General features: G+C 69.7%; 24 protein-coding genes. 11 read left to right on the plus strand and 13 right to left on the minus strand.

What is annotated here, in order from left to right:
• Nucleotides 1-261: 261 nt before the first annotated feature.
• Nucleotides 262-753, minus strand: coding sequence for a pilin (locus tag AC1D12_RS04015; RefSeq protein ID WP_052212915.1), 492 nt, complete (start codon nt 751-753; stop codon nt 262-264).
• A gap of 146 nt (nt 754-899) precedes the next feature.
• Here AC1D12_RS04015 and AC1D12_RS04020 point away from each other — a divergent pair, with 146 nt between their 5' ends.
• From AC1D12_RS04020 to AC1D12_RS04035, 4 genes are all read left to right on the plus strand, one after another.
• Nucleotides 900-1,766 (plus strand): alpha/beta hydrolase, encoded by an 867-nt coding sequence (locus AC1D12_RS04020; RefSeq protein WP_477838969.1) that lies wholly within the window; start codon nt 900-902, stop codon nt 1,764-1,766.
• A gap of 160 nt (nt 1,767-1,926) precedes the next feature.
• On the plus strand, nt 1,927-2,346 hold the full coding sequence (locus AC1D12_RS04025) for a rubrerythrin family protein (RefSeq protein ID WP_477838971.1): 420 nt from the start codon (nt 1,927-1,929) through the stop codon (nt 2,344-2,346).
• Between the two features lie 7 nt (nt 2,347-2,353).
• Nucleotides 2,354-3,700 carry a (Fe-S)-binding protein gene (locus tag AC1D12_RS04030; protein WP_477827184.1) on the plus strand — a complete coding sequence of 449 codons (1,347 nt, stop codon included), beginning with the start codon at nt 2,354-2,356 and terminating at the stop codon, nt 3,698-3,700.
• A 13-nt stretch (nt 3,701-3,713) separates the two neighbouring features.
• Nucleotides 3,714-4,289, plus strand: coding sequence for a DUF3501 family protein (locus AC1D12_RS04035; RefSeq protein ID WP_477827185.1), 576 nt, complete (start codon nt 3,714-3,716; stop codon nt 4,287-4,289).
• Nucleotides 4,290-4,299: 10 nt separating this feature from the next.
• Here AC1D12_RS04035 and AC1D12_RS04040 read toward each other — a convergent pair whose 3' ends face one another.
• From AC1D12_RS04040 to rarD, 5 genes are all read right to left on the minus strand, one after another.
• Entirely contained in the window at nt 4,300-5,733 is a 1,434-nt protein-coding gene (locus AC1D12_RS04040) for a hypothetical protein (protein WP_477838973.1), read from the minus strand.
• A gap of 80 nt (nt 5,734-5,813) precedes the next feature.
• On the minus strand, nt 5,814-6,698 hold the full coding sequence (locus AC1D12_RS04045) for an alpha/beta hydrolase (protein ID WP_477838975.1): 885 nt from the start codon (nt 6,696-6,698) through the stop codon (nt 5,814-5,816).
• A 70-nt stretch (nt 6,699-6,768) separates the two neighbouring features.
• Complete coding sequence (locus AC1D12_RS04050) at nt 6,769-7,440, minus strand: chitosanase (protein WP_477838976.1); 672 nt, start codon at nt 7,438-7,440, stop codon at nt 6,769-6,771.
• Between the two features lie 415 nt (nt 7,441-7,855).
• Nucleotides 7,856-9,025, minus strand: coding sequence for a hypothetical protein (locus AC1D12_RS04055; RefSeq protein ID WP_477838978.1), 1,170 nt, complete (start codon nt 9,023-9,025; stop codon nt 7,856-7,858).
• Nucleotides 9,026-9,064: 39 nt separating this feature from the next.
• On the minus strand, nt 9,065-9,940 hold the full coding sequence (gene rarD / locus AC1D12_RS04060; protein ID WP_477838980.1) for an EamA family transporter RarD: 876 nt from the start codon (nt 9,938-9,940) through the stop codon (nt 9,065-9,067).
• A gap of 45 nt (nt 9,941-9,985) precedes the next feature.
• Here rarD and AC1D12_RS04065 point away from each other — a divergent pair, with 45 nt between their 5' ends.
• The 3 genes from AC1D12_RS04065 (at nt 9,986) to AC1D12_RS04075 (ending at nt 12,028) form a co-directional block, all read left to right on the plus strand.
• Complete coding sequence (locus AC1D12_RS04065) at nt 9,986-10,255, plus strand: MoaD/ThiS family protein (protein WP_477838982.1); 270 nt, start codon at nt 9,986-9,988, stop codon at nt 10,253-10,255.
• 17 nt (nt 10,256-10,272) lie between these two features.
• A complete protein-coding gene (locus AC1D12_RS04070; protein WP_477838984.1) occupies nt 10,273-11,349 on the plus strand; it encodes a WD40/YVTN/BNR-like repeat-containing protein in 1,077 nt (358 codons plus the stop codon).
• A 148-nt stretch (nt 11,350-11,497) separates the two neighbouring features.
• Complete coding sequence (locus AC1D12_RS04075; RefSeq protein WP_465111226.1) at nt 11,498-12,028, plus strand: hypothetical protein; 531 nt, start codon at nt 11,498-11,500, stop codon at nt 12,026-12,028.
• A gap of 13 nt (nt 12,029-12,041) precedes the next feature.
• Here the strand turns inward: AC1D12_RS04075 and AC1D12_RS04080 are convergent, their stop codons facing one another.
• Entirely contained in the window at nt 12,042-12,416 is a 375-nt protein-coding gene (locus tag AC1D12_RS04080; RefSeq protein WP_477838986.1) for a YchJ family protein, read from the minus strand.
• Nucleotides 12,413-13,375: a bifunctional helix-turn-helix transcriptional regulator/GNAT family N-acetyltransferase gene (locus AC1D12_RS04085; protein ID WP_477838988.1), complete on the minus strand. Its 963-nt coding sequence runs from the start codon at nt 13,373-13,375 to the stop codon at nt 12,413-12,415. The genes AC1D12_RS04080 and AC1D12_RS04085 overlap by 4 nt, the downstream gene beginning before the upstream one ends.
• 132 nt (nt 13,376-13,507) lie before the next feature.
• Here AC1D12_RS04085 and imuA point away from each other — a divergent pair, with 132 nt between their 5' ends.
• Entirely contained in the window at nt 13,508-14,314 is an 807-nt protein-coding gene (gene imuA / locus AC1D12_RS04090) for a translesion DNA synthesis-associated protein ImuA (RefSeq protein ID WP_477838989.1), read from the plus strand.
• 28 nt (nt 14,315-14,342) lie between these two features.
• Nucleotides 14,343-15,854 carry a Y-family DNA polymerase gene (locus tag AC1D12_RS04095; protein WP_465111230.1) on the plus strand — a complete coding sequence of 504 codons (1,512 nt, stop codon included), beginning with the start codon at nt 14,343-14,345 and terminating at the stop codon, nt 15,852-15,854.
• A 15-nt stretch (nt 15,855-15,869) separates the two neighbouring features.
• Here AC1D12_RS04095 and AC1D12_RS04100 read toward each other — a convergent pair whose 3' ends face one another.
• The gene (locus AC1D12_RS04100; RefSeq protein ID WP_477838991.1) at nt 15,870-17,372 is read right to left on the minus strand and encodes a Ppx/GppA phosphatase family protein; all 1,503 of its coding nucleotides are present in this window, start codon (nt 17,370-17,372) and stop codon (nt 15,870-15,872) included.
• Between the two features lie 104 nt (nt 17,373-17,476).
• On the opposite strand from AC1D12_RS04100, the gene AC1D12_RS04105 reads away from it, so the two are divergent.
• Nucleotides 17,477-18,289: a dienelactone hydrolase family protein gene (locus AC1D12_RS04105; protein WP_477838993.1), complete on the plus strand. Its 813-nt coding sequence runs from the start codon at nt 17,477-17,479 to the stop codon at nt 18,287-18,289.
• A gap of 74 nt (nt 18,290-18,363) precedes the next feature.
• Nucleotides 18,364-19,140, plus strand: a complete 777-nt coding sequence (locus AC1D12_RS04110; RefSeq protein WP_073468540.1) for a ZIP family metal transporter — start codon at nt 18,364-18,366, stop codon at nt 19,138-19,140.
• Here AC1D12_RS04110 and AC1D12_RS04115 read toward each other — a convergent pair whose 3' ends face one another.
• From AC1D12_RS04115 to AC1D12_RS04130, 4 genes are all read right to left on the minus strand, one after another.
• Nucleotides 19,141-19,575 (minus strand): universal stress protein, encoded by a 435-nt coding sequence (locus AC1D12_RS04115; protein WP_465111234.1) that lies wholly within the window; start codon nt 19,573-19,575, stop codon nt 19,141-19,143.
• Nucleotides 19,576-19,671: 96 nt separating this feature from the next.
• Entirely contained in the window at nt 19,672-20,529 is an 858-nt protein-coding gene (locus AC1D12_RS04120; RefSeq protein ID WP_477838996.1) for a sulfurtransferase, read from the minus strand.
• A gap of 11 nt (nt 20,530-20,540) precedes the next feature.
• The gene (locus tag AC1D12_RS04125) at nt 20,541-21,434 is read right to left on the minus strand and encodes a DMT family transporter (protein WP_465111236.1); all 894 of its coding nucleotides are present in this window, start codon (nt 21,432-21,434) and stop codon (nt 20,541-20,543) included.
• 34 nt (nt 21,435-21,468) lie between these two features.
• Nucleotides 21,469-22,549, minus strand: a 1,081-nt coding sequence (locus AC1D12_RS04130) for an aromatic ring-hydroxylating oxygenase subunit alpha (RefSeq protein WP_477838998.1), incomplete at its 5' end; no start/stop codon positions are given.

Raw genomic sequence — 22,549 nt, forward strand, 5'->3', positions numbered from 1 at the left:
GAACCAGGACTTCGGGGGCTGAATCGATCAGACGAACGAGTGGGCGAAGCCGACCAGGGCCATCGCGCCGGTCGCGAGCACGACCAACACCCAGTTCGGCAGGAAGCCGTGCGGGGCCGGGGAACGGTGACGTTGTTTGTCAATCATGTGAACTCCATGTTTCCGGATCGCCCCGAAACCGCGGGGACGACCGCCCGGCGCGGGATTTCCGGCCAGGCGAGGGCATGGAAGCGATCTTCGTGCCAGCTTGGGGCGATGCGCTCAGCGGCAGTTCACCGGCAGGAAGTTGGTCGGCACATCGGTCTTGTCGAGGCCCTTGACCGTCATCTTGGCCGGCACCGGCGCATGGCCGCAGACCCACGAGACCGGCACGACCGGTGCGTCTTCGACGACGGCCGGACGCAGCGTCAGCGTCTTGCCGCGGATCGCGCCGTTGGCCTGGTTGCCGAAGGTGATCTGGATCGCGCCCGATTCGACCGCCACCGAACTCACCAGCGTGCTGACGATCTTGTCGCTCGCCGGCAGCCCGGCGGCGGCGTTGTCCAGCGGCAGCGTCTTGGTGGTGCTCCAGGCAGCGGCCACCGGCGCCTTGGCGATGTCGGCCAGCTTGACCGCATCGACCAGCTGCCCGCGCACCAGCCGGCCCTGCATGCTGGGCATGGCCAGCGTGGCGAGGATGGCGATGACGGCCACCACGACCATCAGCTCGATCAGCGTGAATCCGCGGGAAGGGCAAGGGGGGCGTGCGTGCATGCGGGCCTCGTAGCGATGGCGCATTCTGCCGTGGCGCCGCCGCCGCGCCGGTTTCGATCGGTGACCTGCGCCGGCTTGCCCTGCGGCGGCGGGCGGGTTAGAAACGCCCCCATCCGGCACCCCTGCGCCGGCACCGCGGAGACTGCATGGCCCGATTCGATCCTGACCGCCTCGACCGGCAATACGACAACCGGGCCCGCCATCCGGAGCACCCGGCGATCTTCGAGCGGTGGGCGCGCRCGTCGGCGCTGTCGCGCGACGGGCTGTCGCGGCGCATCGACGTGCCGTACGGCGACGGGCCGAACGAGACGCTCGACATCTTCCCGGCCGCACGCGCCGGCGCCCCGGTGCTGGTGTTCATCCACGGCGGCTGGTGGCGCTCGCTGGACAAATCCCAGCATTCCTTCCTCGCGCCGACCTTCGTGCATGCCGGCGCCATGGTGGTGGTGCCGAACTACGCGCTGTGCCCCGGCGCGCGGGGGGCGCCGGTGGGCGTCGATTCCATCGCGCTGCAGATGGTCAAGGCGCTGGCCTGGGTGTGGCGCAACGCGGCGCTGTACGGCGGCGACCCGCTGCGCATCATCGTGGCCGGGCACTCGGCCGGCGGCCACCTGGCGGCGATGCTGCTGAACTGCGAATGGCCCCAGGTGGGAATCGACCTGCCGCCGCACCTGGTGCGCGGCGCGTTGGCGGTCAGCGGCGTGTTCGACCTGGAGCCGGTGCGGCGCGCGCCCTTCCTCGCGGACGACCTGCGGCTCACGCCGGCGCTGGCCGCGAAGCTGAGCCCGGTGGCGATGCCGGCACCGAACGGCGTGCTGTGCGCTGTCGTCGGGGGTGACGAGAGCGAGGAATTCCTGCTGCAGAACGACGCGATCCGCATCGCCTGGGGCGAGCGCGCGGTGCCGGTGTGCGAGCGCATCCCCGGCGCCAACCACTTCACCGTGCTGCACGACCTGGCGTCGCCGGGCGGGCGGCTCAACCACCTGGCGCGCCAGCTGCTCGGGCTGGGATGACCGGTTCGGCGATTTTCCTTCCTCGCGATTTTTCCTTGCTCGTTTACCCGCAGAAAACATAGCCGTCTGCTATGCACTGCATTGAAGCTTTGTATTTGCCGCGCGCCGGCGGTCGCGCTACGGTTCRCCGGTCCACTTCATTCACTAGCTGGAGAGCGCCATGGGATTGAAAGGATCGAAGACCGAGCAGAACCTGAAGGATGCGTTTGCCGGCGAGTCGCAGGCCAACCGCCGCTACCTCTACTTCGCGAACAAGGCCGACATCGAAGGGCAGAACGACGTGGCGGCGCTGTTCCGCTCCACGGCCGAGGGCGAGACCGGCCATGCGCACGGCCACCTCGAGTTCCTGGAGGCCGTGGGCGACCYGGCGACCGGGCTGCCGATCGGCTCGAGCCGGCAGAACCTGCTGGCCGCGGTGGCCGGCGAGACGCACGAGTACACCGACATGTACCCGGGCATGGCACGCCAGGCGCGCACCGAAGGCTTCGACGAGATCGCCGACTGGTTCGAGACGCTGGCCAAGGCCGAGCGCTCACACGCGAACCGATATCAAAAGGCACTGGACGCGCTGGTCGATTGACAACAGCATGACCCGCGAAGGGAACCTCGAAGCGCCCACACGCCATCCGGTCGACTGGAAGAACCCCTCGTTCTACGACGAGGGGGCGTGCCTCCATGAGATGGAGCGCGTCTTCGACATCTGCCATGGCTGCAGGCGCTGCGTGAGCCTGTGCCAGTCGTTCCCGACGCTGTTCGACCTGGTCGACGGGAGTTCGACCGGCGAGGTCGACGGCGTCGCGAAGCCGGACTACTGGAAGGTGGTCGACCAGTGCTACCTGTGCGACCTCTGCTACATGACGAAGTGCCCGTATGTTCCGCCGCACCCGTGGAACCTGGACTTCCCGCACACGATGCTGCGTGCCAAGGCGATCAAGTTCAAGAAGGGCGAGGTCGGCGCCGGCGAGCGCTTCCTCGCGTCGACCGACGTGCACGGCCAGTTCGCCGGCATCCCGGTGGTGGTGCAGGTGGCGAATGCGCTGAACCGCACGAAGCCGATGCGCAAGCTGCTCGACGCCACGCTGCACGTGCACCCCGAGGCCTGGCTGCCCGATCTCGCCGCGAGCCGCTTCCGCTGGAGCGCGAAGAAGCAAGGGGCAGCCGTGGCGGTGACGAACGGCGAGCGCACGCCCGGCAAGGTGGCGATCTTCGCGACCTGCTACGTCAACTACAACGAGCCCGGCATCGGCCATGACCTGCTGAAGGTGCTGGCGCACAACGACATCCCGTACGAGATCGTCGAGAAGGAGTCGTGCTGCGGCATGCCGAAGCTGGAGCTCGGCGACCTCGATGCGGTGGCGAAGCACAAGGAGGCCAACGTGCCGGTGCTCGCGCGCTACGCGAAGGAGGGTTTCGCGATCCTGAGCGCGATCCCGAGCTGCACGCTGATGTTCAAGCAGGAGCTGCCGCTGATGTTCCCCGACGACGCGGACGTGAAGCGCGTGCAGGAGGCGATGTTCGACCCGTTCGAGTACCTGATGGCGCGCCACAAGGACGGCCTGCTGAAGACCGACTTCAAGCAGCCGCTCGGCAAGGTGAGTTACCACATTCCCTGCCACGGCCGGGTGCAGAAGATCGGCAGGAAGACCGAGGAGGTGCTGAAGCTGATCGGTCAGCGGGTATCGGTGCAGCTCAACACGGTGGAGCGCTGCTCCGGGCATGCCGGCACCTATGGCGTGAAGACGCCGTACCACCCGGTCGCGATGAAGATCGGCCGGCCGGTGTTCAAGGCGATGGCGATGAACGAGCCGGACTACATCAGCTCCGATTGCGCGCTGGCCGGGCACCACATCGCGCAGGGCATGGCGCAGCAAGGCGCGCCGGCGTCGAAGCTTGCGCACCCGCTGAGCCTGGTGCGCATCGCCTACGGACTCTGAGGGAGCGATCGAGATGATCACGAAGGACAGCCTGCTGACGCTGGAGGCCTACGCGAAGATACGCACCGCGCAGCGGGCCGGCTTCATCGCGCACCGGCGGCGGCGCTCGGTGGCGCTGGGCGAGCACGTCACCGTGCAGTTCGAGGACGAGCAGACGATCCGCCGCCAGATCCAGGAGATGCTGCACATCGAGAAGATCTTCGACGAAGCCGGCATCCAGGGCGAGATCGAGGCCTACGCGCCGCTGCTGCCCGACGGCGGCAACTGGAAGGCGACGATGCTGATCGAGTACCCCGACGTGCACGAGCGCCGCCGCGAACTGGCGCGGCTGATCGGCATCGAGGACCGCATGTTCGTCGAGGTCGAGGGCCACCCGCGCGTCTACGCGATCGCCGACGAAGACCTCGACCGCGAGACCGACGAGAAGACCTCGGCGGTGCATTTCCTGCGCTTCGAGTTTCCGCCCGCCGCACGCGAGGCGCTGCGCGCCGGGGCGGCCTGCAAGCTGGGTTGCGACCACACGAACTACCCGGCGCATGTGGCGATCGGCCCGGAGACGCTGGCGTCGCTGGCGGGGGATCTGCGCTAGGCCGCGGGTTTCACTGAAAGTGAAGGGCTGCAGGGTCTTGCAGCAGCCAATGGCTGTGCAAGTCGGCCAGTTGGGCTGCTTCCTCCAGGCTGACGATGTCGAATATCTGGCCCAGTTTGATCCAGCGAAGCCTTTCCAGCGCCTGTCGTTCGCAGGTCGAGGGGGCTTTCATCAGGTGCAGCATGGCCTGCCGCCGCGTGTCGCGCGCGGCCTTCCAGATCTTCCTGGACACGCGCAGCACGCCATGGCAGTCGCGCAGATCGGGGGCGGCGGCCCGGCCCACCAGATGACCGGCGACCACGGTGCCGATGTCCGACACGGGTCCGAGCTGGCGCTGGGCCAGGACGACATTGACGAATGCGCTGCAGGCCGGGCCCATCATGCCGACTGGTGCGAGGTCGAAGCGGTTGCGGTTGGCGCGCAGTGCGGCGGCCAGGTCGTCGGGGATCTCGGCCAGGCGATTCCTGCCGTGGGCGTCCAGGAACGTGAGGGTGTCGAAGGCGCCATTCCGTCTGATGGCACGGCTCAGTTCCTGCGGGTCCATCGCCAGGAACACGTGGTAGGACACGCACAGTGACATCAACCTCGGCAACGAGGCGATCGCCTGGATCAACGCGGCCGCGGTGTTGCGGGTCGTGGCGGCGGTTGTGCGGGCGATGTCCAGCCTCAGGCTTGCCAGAGGCAAGGCTCCGCCTGCTACCGCTGCTGCCTGGAAGAAGCTCGAAAGATGGAGGCAGCCCGCCGCCAGCGAGAGCCTGAGGTCCTGCAGGGCCGGCATGTGCACGAGCTGGCACGCGATCCGTTCGAAGTGGTCGGCGTTCCATGACTCGTCGATGCACAGATCCAGGCATTGCAGGTTCTGCATGCCGGACAGGGTCCGCGCCAACGCGGGGACGATGGCGCCCGGGTCGTCGTCGGTCCAGTGGCGCCACGATGTCAGGTGATGGTGTGAGCGCAGTCCGCGCACGATGCACAGGCCGATGCCGGGGTCCACGTCCTCCGGTGCGAAGTGGAAGCTGCGCAGGTGGCTCGTGTTCGACAACGCCGCTTTCAGCTCGGGAATCTGTTCGCGATCGGCGAAGAATCCATCGAGCGTCATGTCGACGATCTGCGGGCAGTAGACGAGCAAGTGAGCGATCAGCTCGGGGCTGGGGCCTGTGATCTCGTCAGTCAGCGCGGTCATGCCGAACAGCGTGGCGATGTGCCCGAAATTGGCCACCCAGTCCTGGCTGTTGCATTCCTGGAGGAGCTCGATGCAGCCGGGGCCTTTCCAGGTCTGAACAAAGGTCGCGGAAGGCTGGTGGCCGCTCAGGTCCACGATGGCTTGATGGGTCTGCAGATGCCTGTCGATCGCGCCGCGTCGTACCAGTTCCTTTTCGAGGGGCAGGCTTCTGTCGGCAAACCCCTGGGGCCGCGGGTCGGAGGCAGAGCGCACGCGTTTCATGGTGGGCGGGGCGACGACGCCAAGTGGACATGCCGGTGAGTGGCACATCCACCCTGCCGGGGTTCCAGACAGGTGTCCCGTCAGTGCGGCGGCCTGCCGATGCCGAACAGCTCGGCCACCGCCTCGCGGTACTGCGGCTGTCCCAGGTCGTTGGTGCTGTGGTGCGAGGCCCCGTCGACCAGCAGGAAGCGCTTCGGCTCGCGCGCCCGCTCGAACAGCGCGCGGCCGAGCGCCGGCCGGATCAGCGTGTCGTCGCTGCCGTGCACCACCAGCACCGGAGAGCCGACCTCGGCGATGCGCGAGGCGGCGTCGAAGCGCTGCGTGATCAGCGGCCCGACCGGCAGCCAGCCCCAGCGGAAGGTCGACACCACGTCGGGGATCGACGTGAAGCTGCCCTCGACGATCAGGCCGGCCTCGTCGCGCACCTCGGCGGCGAGCTGCACCGCGATCGCGCCGCCCAGCGAGTGTCCGAAGATGAAGCGGCGCGCCTGCGGACGTTGCCGCGCCAGCCAGTCCCAGGCGGCATGGGCATCCTCGGCGGCCAGCTCCTGCGACGGCAGGCCGGGGCTGCTGCGGCCGAAGCCGCGGTAGTCGATCGCGAGCACCGAGAAACCCAGTTCATGCATGCGCCGCATCCGCAATGCGCTGGTGCGCACGTCGAAGCGGGCGCCGTGCAGGTAGAGCAGGACCGGCGCCGCGGCATCGTCCTGCGGCAGCCACAGGCCATGCAGGCGGACCGCCTGGCCGCGCGATTCGGCGGCGCTGGAGCGGTAGTCGATCCAGGCGTCGTCCATGCCCTGGGCGGCCGACGCCCCGCCGTACCAGACGCGGTCGCCGGGCTGGAAGATCCAGGCGCGCTGGCGCTCGTCGAGCGTCGCGCAGCCAAGCTGCAGGCCGAGCAGCAGGGCCAGGCCAGCCACGAGGGCGGCCGGGCGGTACCAGCGGCGGAAAGACAACGGGCGCATCGGGCAACGATGTTGCCACGCCGCCGGCAGGCGACGGCGCCGCTCGGCTTTTCAGGCATTGTTCCAGGTGCTACTTGATGCTGAAGCTGTCGCCGTAGACCTTCCAGTTCAGCGGCGTGTTCAGGTCGAAGTTGCCGGCCTTCAGCCATACGCGCTGCGCGGTGTCGACGCGCGTCGTGTCGCTGTGGGCCTCCTCGGTCTTCATCGCGGCCACGCGGGCATCGAGGAAGGCGTTCAGGTAGGTCGTCTCGTCGCCACCCTGCGCGGGAGTCCTGGCCTTGGCCATCGCCGCCTTGCGGATGCCGCCGAAGCTGACGCCGCTGTTGCCCGGGCCGTGCATCACGATCGCGTCGTAGTAGGCGAACTGGCCGAGTGCGCGCAGGCCGTCGGTCCTGGCCTGGCTGACGGCCGGGTTGAAGTAGGTGTCGTCGCGCACGCTGTCCTGCGATTGCTGGAACACCACGTCGGCGGCGGCGGTCTTCCAGTCGGCGGTGTAGGTCGGGTCCAGGCCGGCGTGCGAATCGCTGCCGTTCACATTCTTCAGCGCCGGGATGTACTTGGCCAGCACGTTGTCCGGCGAGCGCCGGGTGTAGTCCTGCACCACTTCCAGCATGTCGCTGGTGCCCGAGCAGAAGCCGATGATGCCGCCGGTGTAGCCGCGGCCGTCGTTGATGTCCTGGATGTAGGCGTACTGCGCCTTCCAGTTCAGCGACGAGTTCTCGGCGCTGGAGACGATCTGCATCGCGATGTCCTTCTTGCGGGCATCGGTCAGGTCGGTCGATGACGGGGCCGGCGCGGGGGCGGGCGCTGGGGCAGGTGCGGGCGCAGGGGCCGGGGCTGGCGCAGGAGCGGGGGCCGGTGCTGGAGAGGGCGCTGGTGCAGGGGCCGGCGCTGGTGCGGGAGACGGTGCAGGAGCGGGCGCGGGGGCCGGCGAAGGCGCGGGTGCAGGTGCCGGAGGCGTGCCCGACACCGGCGGAGACGATTCGTCGTCCGAGCCGCCGCCGCAAGCGGACATGACAACGCTCAACGACAGCAAGGCCAGGTGGAGTCGACGGTTCATGATGGAAAGTCCGGTGGAATCGTTTCCATTCTGACCGCGCCCTGCCGCGGAAACGCCGCCGGGTTGTGACCAGCTGCAACCCGCTGTACCGGGTGGCTCAGACTCTCATCAGTTCGCTGTGCAGACGACGGACCGTCCGATCGGTGACGATGCCGTACTGCTGTGCGATGACAGGCCTTGCGTCTGCCTGGCCRCGCAGGAGCTGGACGACGGCCTTCCGGCCATCAACGACCTTGCAGAACGCCTTGCAGACGAACAACAGCGCCATGGCGCGCCGGCGATCCCGCGGTGTGTTGTCGCCCATCACGAATGCCTGGACATGCCGCGCGATGTCATTGGGAGCCAGGTCACCTGTCTTGAGGACATGACCCATGAAGGCGTCGCAGACCGGATCGAAGAACTTGCAGGGATGGGCGAGCAGCCGGGCGAGGTTCTTGTCGAGCCGCTTCCTCACCAGCGCGAGATTGTTGTCGACATCCTCGAACCGTTGGTTTTGGAAATCCGGCGAAAAGGTCAAGGCGTACAGCGATGGACTCTTCGCCAGCGTGCAACGCAGCGGATAGGCAGCGAAAGCCCACCGAACCTCGGCCGGATAGCTCAGCTCGCAGAGCGAGTGGGCCGATGGGATCCACTTGCGCAGGGCCTCGGCCAGCTGCACCCACAGTTTCAGGTCGAGCTCATCGTGCAATTGCTCGTGGCATTGCAGATGCAGGCACTCCAGATGTGGCAGCGGCGTGGTGCACAGGTGCTCTACCAGGCATGCGAGCGCTTCGGGCGCACTGTGGTACAGCTTGAGTTTCTGCAGCCCTGCAGGCAGCGCGGTCGTCACGGGGGAGAAGGCCTCCTCGCTGACGAAGCCGCCCAGGCTGAGCTGCTCGAGGTGTGGCATGCAGCGCAGGCTGCCGGCCAATGCGTCGGCAACGTCCGGGTCATTTTCGGTTTCAAGTTGGAGCGACAGCGACCTCAGCCTGCTGAAGGCCTTCAATTCTTCCAACATCGGGGGGCTTGTCATCCCGGCGTTTCCGTCGTCCCAGTCCAACCGAAGTTCCTGCACCGAAGACGGGTCATCGATCGTGTTTGCCAGCGTGCCGAAATCGGAGCCCGAGTGCCGACCCTTGTCGTCAGTCAGTTTCCACGACACGTCGCCTTGCTGCCTGGCGAGCAGGCGGGAGAGATCGGTGCGACGCTCGGCAGGGCGAGAGCGTTTGATGGGGGGCGCCTCATCCCGAAAGGAGAGGGAGCGCAGACGTTTTTGCGAGGCGTGCATGTCCCTGTGTGGCACGTCGCGCCCCGCAAGTTCCACGCATCAACCCTGCCGGCTGCGCACCGCCCACCACCCTTCCACGCTGTACACCGCCAGCGCCCCCCAGATGAAGCCGAAGCCCGCCAGCCGCGCGCCGCCGAACGGTTCGCCGAACAACCACACGCCGAGCCCGAACTGGATCGTCGGGCCGATGTACTGCATCAGCCCGAGCGTCGTCATCGAGATGCGGCGCGCGCCGGCGGCGAACAGCAGCAGCGGCACCGCGGTGATCGGCCCGGCGGCCAGCAGCCACRGGTTGGTCGCGGTGTCGGGCAACGGGAACTGCCCGGTGCCCTGCGCCTGCCAGAACAGCAGCGCGGCGATGGCCAGCGGCGCCAGCAGCATCGCCTCCAGCGTCAGCCCCTCCAGCGGGCCGAGCACCGCCACCTTGCGCAGCAGGCCGTAGCTGCCGAAGCTCGCGGCCAGCACCAGCGCGATCCACGGCAGCTGGCCGGCCTGTACCRTGAGCCACACCACGCCGGCCGTCGCCAGCGCGAGCGCCACCCACTGGCCGCGGCGCGGCCGTTCATGCAGCACCGTGTAGCCGAGCAGCACGTTGACGAGCGGCGTGATGAAGTAGCCGAGGCTCGCGTCGATCACGTGGCCGTTGTTGACCGACCAGATGTAGGTCAGCCAGTTCACCGCCAGCAGCAGCGCACTCGCGGCGAACGCGCCCAGCACGCGCGGCTGGCGCAGCAGCGGCCGCAGCCAGCCCCACTGGCGGCGCACGCCCAGCACGATCAGCACGAAGACGAGGGACCAGACGATGCGGTGCGCGAGCACCTCGCCGGCCGGCAGCATGGCCAGCCGGCGGAAGAACAGCGGAAAGATGCCCCACAGGGCGAAGGCGAGGGCGGCGTAGAAGGGTCCGTAATTCATCCGGTGGATTGTCGCGGCTGGCCGCGGCGTGCATCATCGGCGCCCATGGCCCACGTCGTGTTCACGCAGCAGCTGCGCCGCTTCATCGAGACGCCCGAGCTCGACGTCGACGCGGCGAGCCTGCGCGATGCGCTCGACGCGGTGTTCGCCGTGCACCCGCGCCTGCGCGGCTACGTGCTCGACGAGCAGGGCCACCTGCGGCCGAACGTGGTCGCCTTCGTCGACGGCGTGCGCAGCGCAGACCGCGTCGCGCTGGCCGATGCGTTGGGGCCGGACAGCCGGGTCCACGTGATGCAGGCGCTGTCCGGCGGTTGAACCTCGAGGAGTTGCAGATGCAGGATCGTGCCTGGGCCGGAACCCGCAAGGGCCTGTTCGAACTGAAGCGCAGCCGCGGCGGCGCGTGGGACATCGCCCGCGCCAGCTTCCTCGGCGAGCCGGTGTCGATGCTGCTGCCGCCCGGCCCGGACGGCCGCATGCTCGCGGCGCTGAACCTGGGGCATTTCGGCGTCAAGCTGCATGCGTCGGATGACCAGGGTGCCAGCTGGCACGAAGTGGCGGCACCGGCTTTCCCGCCCCAGCCGGCCGACGCGACCGGCGTGCCATGGAAGGTGGTGCAGGTGTGGTCGCTGGAGCGCGACCACGGCACGCTGTGGCTGGGCACGCTGCCGGGCGGGCTGTTCCGCAGCGGCGATGGCGGCGATTCATGGCAACTGGTCGATTCGCTGTGGCAGCGGCCGGAGCGCGCCGAATGGTTCGGCGGCGGCTACGACGTGCCCGGCATCCATTCGATCTGCCCGCATCCCCAGCGCGCCGGCGACCTGGTGCTGGGCATCAGCTGCGGCGGCGCCTGGGTCACGCACGACGACGGCGCGAGCTGGCAGCTGCAGGCCGACGGCATGCACGCCGCCTACATGCCGCCGGAGCAGGCCGGCTCGCCGAACACGCAGGATCCGCACCGCATCGTGCGCTGCGCCGCGCAGCCGCAGGTGCTGTGGACCCAGCACCACAACGGCATTTGGCGCTCGACCGACGCATCGGCCTCGTGGCAGCAGGTGACGGGTGCGCCGTTGTCGGACTTCGGCTTCGCGGTCGCGGTGCATCCCGGCGATGCGCAGACGGCCTGGTTCGTGCCGGGCGTCGCCGACCAGCAGCGCGTGCCGGTCGGCGGGGCGCTGGTGGTCAACCGCACGCGCGACGGCGGCGCGAGCTTCGAGACCTTGCGCCACGGGCTGCCGCAGCGGCACTGCTACGACCTGCTGTACCGCCACGGGCTCGATGTGTCGCCCGACGGCCGCAGCCTGCTGATGGGCAGCACGACCGGCCATGTGTGGAGCAGCGACGACGGCGGCGACCGGTGGGCGGCGCTGCCGGCGCAACTGCCGCCGGTGTACGCGCTGCGTTTCGGCTGACGGCCTGCGACGGATACATCGGCTGACACCTTGTGGCGCGATGTGCACAGATGATGGCGCATCGTCCCCTCGATCCTGGGGGGGCGCGTGCCGCGGTCATGACAAGGCCGCCCGCGTTCCGGACAATCGACGCTGTCGAGGAAGTGCCATGCCCACCACCATCACTGTCGGAGCCCGTTCGATTTTCGTCACCGCCACCGCGTGGGTGTTCATGCTGATCGGCGCGCTGGCCTGTGCCTCGGCGCTGCTGCAGAACGCGATGCTGGTGTCGGGCGGCTTCAGCAGCGAGGGCCTGCAGGTCAGCGGCCTGTTCGGGCTGCTGATCGCGCACCTGCCGTGGGTGGTCAATGCGGGGCTCGTGATGTCGCTGGCCACGCTGGTGTCGGCCGTCGGCCTGCTGCTGCGCCTGAACTGGGCGCGCCGCACCTTCATCGCGCTGCTGCTGCTGGCGATCGTCGCGAACCTGCTCGGCCTGTGGCTGCAGCAGGAGGTGATGCAGTCGGTGGTCGACAGCACGCTGAGCACCGCGACGCTGCCGCCCAAGGCGCTCGGCGTGTTCGGCGGCTTCGTCACCGCGGCCCGCGTGATGGCGGTGCTGGTGACGCTCGGCGCCTGCGGGCTGCTCGGGTGGATCATCCGCCGGCTGATGTCGGCCAGCGTGCGCCAGGAATTTGCCTGATCTTTCAGCAGGCTCAGTAGTCCCCGTCGACGTAGAACCAGCGGCCGTCCTCGCGCACGAAGCGGCTCGTCTCGTGCAGCCGCTGCGCGCGGCCGCCGAGCTTGCTGCGTGCGACGAACTCCACCGTTGCATGGTCGGCGTCCTGCTGTGCCTGCCCTCGCACTTCCAGCCCCAGCCAGCGCAGCCCCGGCGGATCGGGCTCCAGCGTGGCCGGGCGGGTGCTGTGGTRCCAGGTCGCCAGCAGGTAGTCGGTCAATCCGTGGACGAAGGCGCTGTAGCGCGATCGCATCAGCGACGGCGCATCGGGCGCCAGCAGGTGCAGCGGGCCGGCGTGGTAGCGGCCGCAGCAGTCTGCGTAGGGGTGGGGCAGGCCGCAGGGGCAGGTCATGTGAGGTCGAGGTTCCAGGTTTCTCCGACCAGATCGTGCCCGAAGCTGTGGTGGGGTTCGGTCGCGACCAGCCGGTAGCCTGCTGCTGCGTAGATGCCGCGCGCAGCCAGCAGGTTGGCATTGGTCCACAGCGTGATGCGGCGGTAGCCGGCCTGGCGCGCGRAGCGCTCGCACTCCTGCACCAGCCGGCGCCCCAGGCCCAGCCCGCGCGCCGACGGCTCGACCAGCAGCATGCGCAGTTGGGCCACGCCGTCCTGCACCGCCTGCGTCGCCTCGTCGCGCGCCTGCACGAGGAACACGCAGCCGACGTTCGCGCCGTCGCGCTCGGCGATCCAGCAGGCTTCGCGCGCGGGGTCGAAGCGTTCGATGAAGGCGGCGGCGATGCGCGCCACCAGCGCCTCGAAGCCGATGTCCCAGCGGTACTCCTGCGCATACAGCGCGCCATGGCGCGCGATCACCCAGCCGATGTCGCCCGGGCGGTGCGGTCGCAGCAGGTAGGGCTCGCGCGTGCGGCGCGCCGGGTCGTCGTCGAGCAGGCGCTGCAGCGTGCCCATCGCCTGCAGCAGTTGCTGCTGCGACGGCTCGTCCAGCGCCGCGAGCAGCGCCTGCACCTGCTGCTGCGAGCCGCTGTCGAGCGGCGCGAACGCGGCGCGGCCGGCCGCGGTGAGCGACAGGTGCGATTGCCGCGCATCGCTGGCCGACGGCGTCGCCTCGATCAGCCCGCGCTCGCGCAGGCCGCGCAGCAAGCGGCTCAGGTAGCCGGGGTCGAGGTCCAGCGAGCGCGCGAGTTCGCCGGCCGTCGGCTGCGCCTGGTGCGCGAACTCCCACAGCAGCCGCGATTCGGTCAGCGTGAAGCCGCTGTCGACCAGGCCTTCGTGCAGCACGCCGATGCGGTGCGTGTAGAAGCGGTTGAAGGCGCGCACCGCGACCACGCGATCGTTCGGGTCAGAAGAAGACATGCCCGGCATGCTGCCGTAATCAATTGCCAAAAGCAACTATAAATGTGCCAAAGGCTCTTTTGAACAGACTTGTAACGCCATGACCCCGTTTTCAAGTGGATCGATATACTGGATGTGCATACAGTAGTTCACATGCCTTCCGCCACCACTCACTTCGCCCCTCACGCTCGCGCGCCGCTGCCCGAGCGGCTGCACACCAGCGTGTGGCGTGGCAACCAGATGGGGCGCAGCGTCGAGCGCGCGCTGCCCAGCGGCTTCGCGGTGCTCGATGCCCAACTGCCCGGCGGCGGCTGGCCGCGGCGCGCGCTCAGCGAGCTGCTGCTGCCGCACCCGGGCCTTGGCGAGATCCGCCTGCTGGCCCCATGTCTTGCCGCCACGCAGCGGGCCGGGCGGCTGGTGATGCTGTTCGACCCACCGGCGGCGCTGTCGGCCTGGGCGCTGATGCAGATGGGGCTGGATGCCGAGCAGCTGCTGGTGATCGACACCGGCACGCAGGGCATCCCCGGTGTCGACGGCCGGCCGCACGAAGCCGGTGTCGATGCGCGGCTGTGGGCGCTGGAGCAGGCACTGCACAGCGGACATGTCGGTGCGGTGCTCGCGTGGTTGCCGCCGCGCCTGCGCGCCGAGCGGCTGCGCCGCTTGCAGGTGGCCGCCCATGCGCACGACGGCCCGGCCTTCGTGTTGCGCGAGATGGCGGTGCAGCAGCAGGCCAGCCCGGCGCCGCTGCGCCTCGCGCTGCGGGCCGGCGGGGCCGATGTCTTGAGCGTGCGCGTGCTGAAGCGCCGCGGCCCGCCGCTCGCCCATGAACTGCGGCTCGAGCTGCCGCCGGTGCTGTCCGCCAGCGCCACGCGCAAGGCGCGCGAGCTGGCGGCGCAGACGGTCCAGGCCGCGGCCGCCGTGCCGCCGCTGCGCGCCGCGACCTTCGTCAACCTCGCCTGATCCGGCACCTGCTGCACATGGGCACGCGATGCTCTGGATCGGTCTTCACCTGCCGCTGCTGTCGCTGGAATCCTTCCTGGCGACGCTCCCGGCGGGCAGCGGTGGCAGCGAGCCGCCCGTCGCGCTGGTCGAGGCGCACAGCATCGCCCATGCCAATGCGGGCGCGCAGGCGCTGGGCGTCAAGCCGGGGCTGAAGCGGGCGACTGCGCTGGCGCTCGCGCCGCAGCTGCTGATCGGCCAGGCCGATGCGCTGCGTGACCGGCAGGCGCTCACGAGCGTCGCGCACGCGGCGCTGGCGTTCACGCCGGCGGTCAGCTTCAGCCCGCCGCAGGGCGTGTTGCTGGAGGTCGAGGCCAGCCTGCGCTATTTCGGTGGACTCGAGGCACTGCTGCAGCGGCTGCGCGAGGCGCTGCAGCCGCTCGGCCATGCACTGCACTGCGTCAGCACGCCGACGGCGCAGGGCTCGGCGCTGCTGGCGCGCGTCGCCGACGGCCTGCATTGCGCCGATGCCGCCGCGCTGCAGCGCGCGCTCGATGCCGCACCGGTCTGGCTGCTCGGCCCGGGCCGCGAGCACTGGGAGGCGCTGCAGGGCATGGGGCTGAACACGCTGGGCGACCTGCGCAGCCTGCCGCGCGCCGGGCTGGCGCGGCGCTTCGGCGAGGCGCTGCTGACCGAGCTCGACGGCGCGCTCGGCCGGCGCCCCGATCCGCGCATGTCGATCGCGCTGCCGGCGAGTTTCGACAGCGCGCTCGAGCTGTTCGCGCGGGCCGACACCACCGAGCAGGTGATGCACGGCGTGCAGGTGCTGCTGTCGCGGCTGGTGGCGTGGCTCGCGGCGCAGCATGCCTTCGTGCGCCGTTTCAGCCTGCAGATGAAGCACGAGCCGCGCTGGCGGCGCGATGACCGGACGCCGCAGCACACGACGCTGGAGATCGCGCTGGCCGAGCCGTCGCGCGATGCGAAGCACCTGATGGCGCTGCTGCGCGAGCGGCTCGCGCAGTTGGCCTTGCCGGCGCCGACGCTGGAGCTCGTGCTGCGCGCCAGCGACATCGCGCGCCAGCCGCCGCCGAACGCAGAGCTGTTCCCGACGCCGCGCAGCGAGCACGAAGGGCTCACGCGCCTGCTCGAGCGGCTGCAGGCGCGGCTCGGCCGCGAGCGGGTGCAGCGCGTGCTGCCGGTGCAGGACCACCGCCCGGAGCGCGCCAGCCGGGTGTGCGCGGCGGCGCTCGACGGCCCGCCATCGTCGCGCCGCGCCGAACTGCCCAGGCCTGGCGCCCAGGCGCGGCCGGTGTGGCTGCTGCCGCTGGCGATGCCCTTGCCGCAGAAGCAGTCGCAGCCGATGCTCGACGGCCACCTGCTGCAGTTGCTGGCCGGGCCGGAACGCATCGAGGCCGGCTGGTGGGATGGCGACGCGGTCGAGCGCGACTACTTCATCGCGCAGCTGCCCGATGGCGCGCTGGTGTGGATCTACCGCGCGCGGCTGCCGCTGTCGGCGCAGTCCGAGGGGGAGGGGTGGTTCCTGCAGGGGCGCTTCGGGTGAGGGCTGCCCCCGTGTTCACTTCGGCTTCAGCGCCAGCTTCAACAGGTTGCTGCGCTGCCACGCCTCCACTTCCTCGTTCAGCAGGAACAGCGTGCGCGGGTGCGTCTGCGCCCAGCCCTCGCTGAAGCCGAGCGTGGCCTGCCGGCCGCTCAGCTGCAGCTGCAGCGCGGTCGGGTCGACCGGGCCGCGCGCATGGCACTTGATGATCGCCAGCCGCAGGCACAGCGCCTGCGCCGCGAAATCGGTGTTCGCGAGCTGCGGCTCCACCTTGCGCAGGCCGCCGCGCTGCGCCAGCACCAGCTCCGCGAGCCGGCGTTGCTGCGATTGCGAGAAGCCCGCCGCATCGACATTGCCCAGAACGTAGGCGCTGTGCCGGTGGTGGTCGTGGTGCGAGATCATCATGCCCATCTCGTGCAGCGCACAGGCCCAGCGCAGCTCGCGCGCCTGGATCGGGCTGCGCTCGGGCGCCACGCTCGCATGCAGCGCATCGGCCACGCTCGCGACGCGCCAGGCCTGCGTGGTGTCGACCTCGAAGCGCCGCTGCATCTCCACCACCGAGGCATCGCGCATGTCGTGACCATCGCGGTCGCGCGATTCGGCATGCAGCCGCTCGTCCAGGTCGAAGATCACGCCCTGGCGCAGCGCGCCGCGCGCCGGCTGCAGCAGCTGGATGCCGAAGTGCGTCGCGAGCGTGTACAGGATCGCCAGGCCGCCGGCGATCACCGCGCGGCGGTCTTCCTTCAGCCCGGGCAGGCTCAGCTTGTCGATGCGGCCGGCCTTCAGGCACTGCTCGATGCACCAGCGCAGGCCATCGGGCGTGATCGCGCCGTCGGTGATGCCGCTCGCCTGCAGCAGCTGCGACACCGCGCCGGCCGTGCCCGACGAGCCCAGCGCCTCGCGCCAGTGCTGCGGCGCGAACGGCGACAGCGCTTCTTCGAGCTCGGCGCCGGYGGCCACCTGCGCGGCGCGGAACGCGGCCTCGCTGAAGCGCCCGTCGGCGAAGTAGCGCATCGACAGGCTGACGCTGCCGACCTGGAACGACTCGGCGCGCAGCGGCGTGCGGCCCTGGCCGAGGATCATCTCGGTCGAGCGCCCGCCGATGTCGATCACCAGCCGCGGCTCATCCGACGGCTGCAACCGGGCGACGCCGGCATAGATCAGACGCGCTTCCTCACGGCCGGAGATCACCTCGATCGGATGGCCCAGCACCTCCTGGGCGCGCAGCAGGAAGGCATCGCGGTTGCGCGCCTCGCGCAGCGTCTGCGTCGCCACCGCGCGCACCTGGCCCGGCGCATAGCCGCGCAGGCGCTGCGCGAAGCGGCCCAGGCAGGCCAGGCCGCGCAGCGTCGCGTCTTCGGTCAGCAGGCCCGACTTGTCGAGGCCGGCGCCGAGGCGGACGGTCTCCTTCAGGTAATCGATGCGCTTGTAGCGGCCGGGGCTGAGTTCGCCGATCTCCAGGCGGAAACTGTTCGAGCCCATGTCGATGGCCGCAAGGTGGTCGGGGAATCGGCTGGTCATCGCGCGATTCTCACTTGGTTTGCACGCAGACCTCGTCGCGGCCAGGGACTGCATCGAGAAAATAGAATCGCGCCCACTCACACGCATCGTCCAGGGGGATCGCCATGCTCATCACCGCAGGCCAGGGCTATGCCGCATCGGTGCAGCCGATCACCGCCCACGCCATCGCCACCGATGCCCACGGCCTGGCCGCCGGGCCGGTGGAGATCCCGGTCGGCGGGTTCCCGATGCCCGCGTACTGCGCGATGCCGGCCGGTGGCAGCGGGCTGCCGGTGATCGTCGTGGTCAGCGAGATCTTCGGCGTGCACGAGCACATTGCCGACGTGGCGCGGCGCTTCGCGAAGCAGGGCTACCTTGCGATCGCGCCCGAGCTGTTCGTGCGCCAGGGCGACGCGAAGGCCTACACCGACACCAGCCTGCTGGTCTCCGAGCTGATCAGCCAGGTGCCCGATGCGCAGGTGCTGAACGACCTGGACGCCACCGTCAGCTGGGCCGCGACGCAGGGCGGCGACGTGTCGCGGCTGGGCGTCACCGGCTTCTGCTGGGGCGGGCGCGTCACCTGGCTGTTCGATGCGCACAACGCGGCGGTGAAGGCGGGCGTCGCGTGGTACGGCAAGCTCGCGACGCCGGCCACCGAGCTGCAGCCGCGCCGCCCGGTCGACATCGCCGGCCGGCTGCACGGCCCGGTGCTCGGCCTGTACGGCGCGGCCGACACCAGCATCCCGCTTGACACGGTTGATAAGATGAAATCAGCCTTGGACGCGGGCAATGCCGCAGCTCGGGCCTCCGAGATCGTGCTCTACCCCGACGCGCCGCACGCGTTCCACGCCGACTACCGGCCGAGCTACCGCCCCGAGGCCGCCCAGGACGGCTGGCGGCGCTGCCTCGACTGGTTCAAGGCGCACGGCGTCGCCTGAACGGCCCTGTCTGCTTTTGCCCAAGCCGCGCACATCGCGCGGCTTTTGTTTGATCGAGTGTTTGATCGAGTCCCATGACCCTTCTCTACATCGTGCTCGCGACCTTTGCCGGCGGGCTGCTGTCGGTGCTGCTCGCTGCCAGCCTGACGATCAACGTGCTGGGCCGCATCGTCCACCACCTGGTGAGCCTGTCGGCCGGCGTGCTGCTGGGCACCGCGCTGCTGAACATCCTGCCCGAGGCCTTCGAGAGCAAGGCCAGCCCGCAAAGCCTGTTCATGACGCTGCTGGCCGGGCTGCTGTTCTTCTTCCTGCTCGAGAAGGCGGAGCTGTACCGCCACGGCCATCACCATGAAGGCGACGAGCACCACCACCACCACGGGTTCGACAAGCACCAGGCCGGCCGTGGCGGCTGGACGGTGCTGCTCGGCGACAGCATCCACAACTTCTGCGACGGCATCATCATCGCGGCCGCCTTCCTGACCGACACGCGGCTGGGCATGTTCACGGCGCTGGCGATCATCGCGCACGAGATCCCGCAGGAAGTCGGCGACTACATCGTGCTGCTGAATGCCGGGCTGTCACGCCGCAAGGCGCTGCTCTACAACGCGATGTCGGGCATGGCCGCGGTGGTCGGCGGCGTGGTCGGCTACGTGGTGGTCGGGCCGTGGGAGGCGCTGTTCCCGTACCTGCTGGTGGTCGCGTCGAGCAGCTTCATCTACGTGGCGGTGGCCGACCTGATCCCGCAGTTGCAGCACCGGCTGTCGGCCAAGGACACCGCGGCCCAGCTGGCGTGGCTGGGCGTGGGCCTGGCGATCGTGATCTTCGTCGCCAGCCACGCCCATCATCACTGACTAGCGGACGACCAGCACCGGTACCTTGCTGTGCGTCAGCACCTTCTGCGTCTCGCTGCCCAGCAGCAGCGCGCTGACACCGCGCCGGCCGTGCGAGGCCATCACGATCAGGTCGCACTCCTGGCGGCGGGCGTGGTCGATGATCGCCTCCCAGGGGTGCAGCGCCTCCAGCGTGTGCGCCTCGCAGGGCACGCCCACCGCGACGCAGTCGTCGCGCACCGCCTTGACCCGCGATGACGCGATGCGTTCCTGTGCGTCGAAGAACTCCTGCGGCGGCGTCGGCTGCATCTCCGAGATCGCGCTGTACGGGAACGGCTCCTTGACACTCACCGTGTAGACCCGCGCGTTGACCGACTTGGCCAGCGCAATGGCCGTGTCAGTCGCCTTCTTCGTGATGTCCGAACCGTCGGTCGGGACCAGGATGCGATGGAACATGGTCATCTCCTTGCAGTGGGAACTCTCGTGGGACCGTCTGGCGCCTCCAGTGTTCCCCGCACGGTAGTCCGCAGCTTGATGACGGTCAAACCCCGCTCACGAGCGGGGAGATTTCTCCATCGGGCGGCTGCTGTCGGATGACCATTCGCTCCACGAGCCCGGGTACAGCGCCGCGCCGTGCAGGCCGGCGATTTCCATCGCCAGCAGGTTGTGGCAGGCGGTCACGCCCGAGCCGCACTGGTTCACGACCTCGGTGGGCGCGCGGCCGCCGAGTGCGGCGGCGAACTCGGCGCGCAACTGCTCGGCCGGCTTGAAACGGCCGTCTGCCTGCAGGTTGTCCTTGAAGAAGCGGTTCTTCGCGCCGGGGATGTGGCCGGCCACCGSATCSAKCGGCTCSACCTCGCCGCGGTAGCGCTCCGGCGCGCGGGCGTCCAGCACCAGCACGTCGCCCAGGCGCTGCTGCAGCTGCTGCGCGTCGATGGTCGGCCGCTGCGGCGCCGCATCCGGGTACGGCGTGGCCGGTAGCGGCTGCGCGATCTGCTGCGACAGCGGCCCGCCGGCGGCCTGCCATGCGGCGAGCCCGCCATCGAGCACGCGCACCTGCCGGTGGCCCATCCACAGCAGCACCCACCAGGCGCGCACCGCGTACATCGCGGCCTGCCGGTCGTACACGACGACCTCGCGCCCCGGCACGATGCCGACCCGGCCCATCCAGCGCGCGTAGTCGGCGCGGTCGGCGAGCGGGTGGCGGCCGTTGCGGCCGGTCTTGGGGCCGGACAGRTCCTCGTTCAGGTTCACGTACAGCGCGCCGGGAATGTGGCCTTCGCGGTAGCTGCGCTCGCCGGCCGCCGCATCGGCGAGGTCGAAGCTGCAGTCGAGCACCAGCGGCGGCGTCTGCGATGGCGCGAGCGCCTGTTGCAGTTCGGCGGCGGAGATCAGCGGCGGTCGGATCATCGGGAGGCCTTTCAGCTTTCGGGCAGGACGGAGATGTCGCGTTGCGGCGGGGATTCCTGGCGCAGCCGCGTCGCGGCGAGCCCGGCGCCGACGATCAGCACCATGCCGGCCAGCGCCATCCAGGTCACCGGGTCGCTGAAGACCAGCACGCCGTACGCGAACGAGAACGCGATGCCCAGGTACTGCAGGCTCGCATTCACCAGCGTCTTGCCGGTGCTGTAGGCGCGCGTCATCAGCAGTTGCGCCGAGGTCGCGAGCAGCCCGACGGCCAGCAGCAGCGCGGCGCCGATCCAGGTGTGGGCGTGCATGCCGGTCCACAGCATGCTGAGCGCGCCCGCCAGCACGCCGCCGAGCGAGAAGTAGAAGACGATGCGCGACTCGGGCTCGCCCGCCTTGCCGAGCGCCGAGACCTGCAGGTAGGCGGTGGCCGAGACCACGCCCGACAGCAGCCCGATCAGCCCGTGCCAGAGCTGGTTCTCGGCGATCGTCGGGCGCAGGATCAGCCCGACGCCGATGAAGCCGGTCAGCACCGTCGCGATCAGCCGGCCGTCGACGCGGGCGGTGCCCAGCACCGCGGCGCCGCCGATCAGGAACAGCGTCATCCACACCGACGACATGTAGTTCAGCGTCATCGACGTGGCCAGCGGCAGGTTGCTGATTGAGTAGAACCACAGGCACAGTGCCGACACGCCGGTCAGGCTGCGCCAGAAGTGCATCGAGGGCACGTTGGTGCGCAGCGTGCCGCCGCGCCAGCGCGTGAGCGCCGCCAGCAGCAGCGTGCCGGTCAGGCCGCGGTAGAAGACGATCTCGCCCGGCGGGTAGTAGGCGGAGGCGAGCTTCACGCACACCCCCATGCTGGCGAACAGGAACGACGCGAGGATCATCAGGACGGGGGCGGAGCGCATCGGGCGATTCTCGCCCGGCGCGCAAGGCCCCGCGTCAGACGGCCAATTTCATCGCCTTGCGGTACCAGGCATGGAACTCCTCCATGCCGTCTTCCATCGGCGTCTGGTAGGGGCCGACCTCGTTGTCGCCGCGCTCGTGCAGCGCACGCCGGCCGGCATCCATGCGCAACGCGATCTCGTCATCCTCGACGCAGGTCTCGAGGTAGGCCGCCTGGTTCGCGTCGACGAACTCGCGCTCGAAGGCCACGATCTCTTCCGGGTAGAAGAACTCGACGACGTTCAGCGTCTTCTGCGGCCCCTTCGGGTACAGCGTCGACACCACCAGCACGTGCGGGTACCACTCGACCATCACGTTCGGGTAGTAGGTGAGCCAGATCGCGCCGTGCGCCGGCACCGGGTTGTCGAAGCGGCCGCTGCGGAACGCCAGCACCGCGTCGTGCCACTTGCGGTAGGTGTCGGAGCCGGCCTTCGCGAGCGCGTTCTTCGGGCCGACCGTCTGCACCGAATGGTGGCGGCCGAACTCCCAGGCCAGGTCGTCGCAGCTGACGAACTGGCTCAGCCCCGGGTGGAACGGGCCGACGTGGTAGTCCTCCAGGTAGACCTCGATGAAGGTCTTCCAGTTGTAGTCGCACTCGTGCATGTGCACGCGGTCGAGCACGTAGCCGCTGAAATCCAGGTCGGCGCGCGGGCCGAGCGCGGCCAGGTCGGCGGTCACGTCGCGGCCGTTGGCCTCGAAGACCATGCCGTTCCAGGTCTGCGTCTTGTAGCGGTTCAGGTGCAGGCAGGGGTCGGCCGGGAAGTGCGGCGCACCGATCAGCTGGCCCTTCAGGTCGTAGGTCCAGCGGTGCAGCGGGCACACGATGTGGCTGCCGGTGTTGCCGCGCCCGCGCAGCATCACCGCCTGGCGGTGCCGGCAGACGTTGGAGACGAGCTCGATCCCCTGTGCGGTGCGCACCAGTGCGCGGCCCTCGCCCTCCTGGGGCAGGGCGTAGTGGTCACCGATGTCGGGAACCGCGAGTTCGTGCCCCAGGTAGCGGGGCCCATGCTGGAAGATGAGCTCCATCTCGCGGCGATGGAGGTCGTCGTCGAAGTACGCGGAGACGGGGAGTTGGGTG

This window comes from Rhizobacter sp. P1_G5 (assembly GCF_056405435.1).

Coding starts and splice junctions, on each gene's coding strand:
- AC1D12_RS04105 (WP_477838993.1), top strand. CDS start 17,477: ATGCTCATCACCGCAGGCCAGGGCTATGCCGCATCGGTGCAGCCGATC.
- AC1D12_RS04115 (WP_465111234.1), bottom strand. CDS start 19,575: ATGTTCCATCGCATCCTGGTCCCGACCGACGGTTCGGACATCACGAAG.
- AC1D12_RS04095 (WP_465111230.1), top strand. CDS start 14,343: ATGCTCTGGATCGGTCTTCACCTGCCGCTGCTGTCGCTGGAATCCTTC.
- AC1D12_RS04050 (WP_477838976.1), bottom strand. CDS start 7,440: ATGCAGATCGTCTCCAGCGCCGAGAACTCGTCGCTGAACTGGAAGGCG.
- AC1D12_RS04030 (WP_477827184.1), top strand. CDS start 2,354: ATGACCCGCGAAGGGAACCTCGAAGCGCCCACACGCCATCCGGTCGAC.
- AC1D12_RS04040 (WP_477838973.1), bottom strand. CDS start 5,733: ATGAAACGCGTGCGCTCTGCCTCCGACCCGCGGCCCCAGGGGTTTGCC.
- imuA (WP_477838989.1), top strand. CDS start 13,508: ATGCCTTCCGCCACCACTCACTTCGCCCCTCACGCTCGCGCGCCGCTG.
- AC1D12_RS04070 (WP_477838984.1), top strand. CDS start 10,273: ATGCAGGATCGTGCCTGGGCCGGAACCCGCAAGGGCCTGTTCGAACTG.
- AC1D12_RS04075 (WP_465111226.1), top strand. CDS start 11,498: ATGCCCACCACCATCACTGTCGGAGCCCGTTCGATTTTCGTCACCGCC.
- AC1D12_RS04015 (WP_052212915.1), bottom strand. CDS start 753: ATGCACGCACGCCCCCCTTGCCCTTCCCGCGGATTCACGCTGATCGAG.
- AC1D12_RS04035 (WP_477827185.1), top strand. CDS start 3,714: ATGATCACGAAGGACAGCCTGCTGACGCTGGAGGCCTACGCGAAGATA.
- AC1D12_RS04065 (WP_477838982.1), top strand. CDS start 9,986: ATGGCCCACGTCGTGTTCACGCAGCAGCTGCGCCGCTTCATCGAGACG.
- AC1D12_RS04045 (WP_477838975.1), bottom strand. CDS start 6,698: ATGCGCCCGTTGTCTTTCCGCCGCTGGTACCGCCCGGCCGCCCTCGTG.
- AC1D12_RS04110 (WP_073468540.1), top strand. CDS start 18,364: ATGACCCTTCTCTACATCGTGCTCGCGACCTTTGCCGGCGGGCTGCTG.
- AC1D12_RS04125 (WP_465111236.1), bottom strand. CDS start 21,434: ATGCGCTCCGCCCCCGTCCTGATGATCCTCGCGTCGTTCCTGTTCGCC.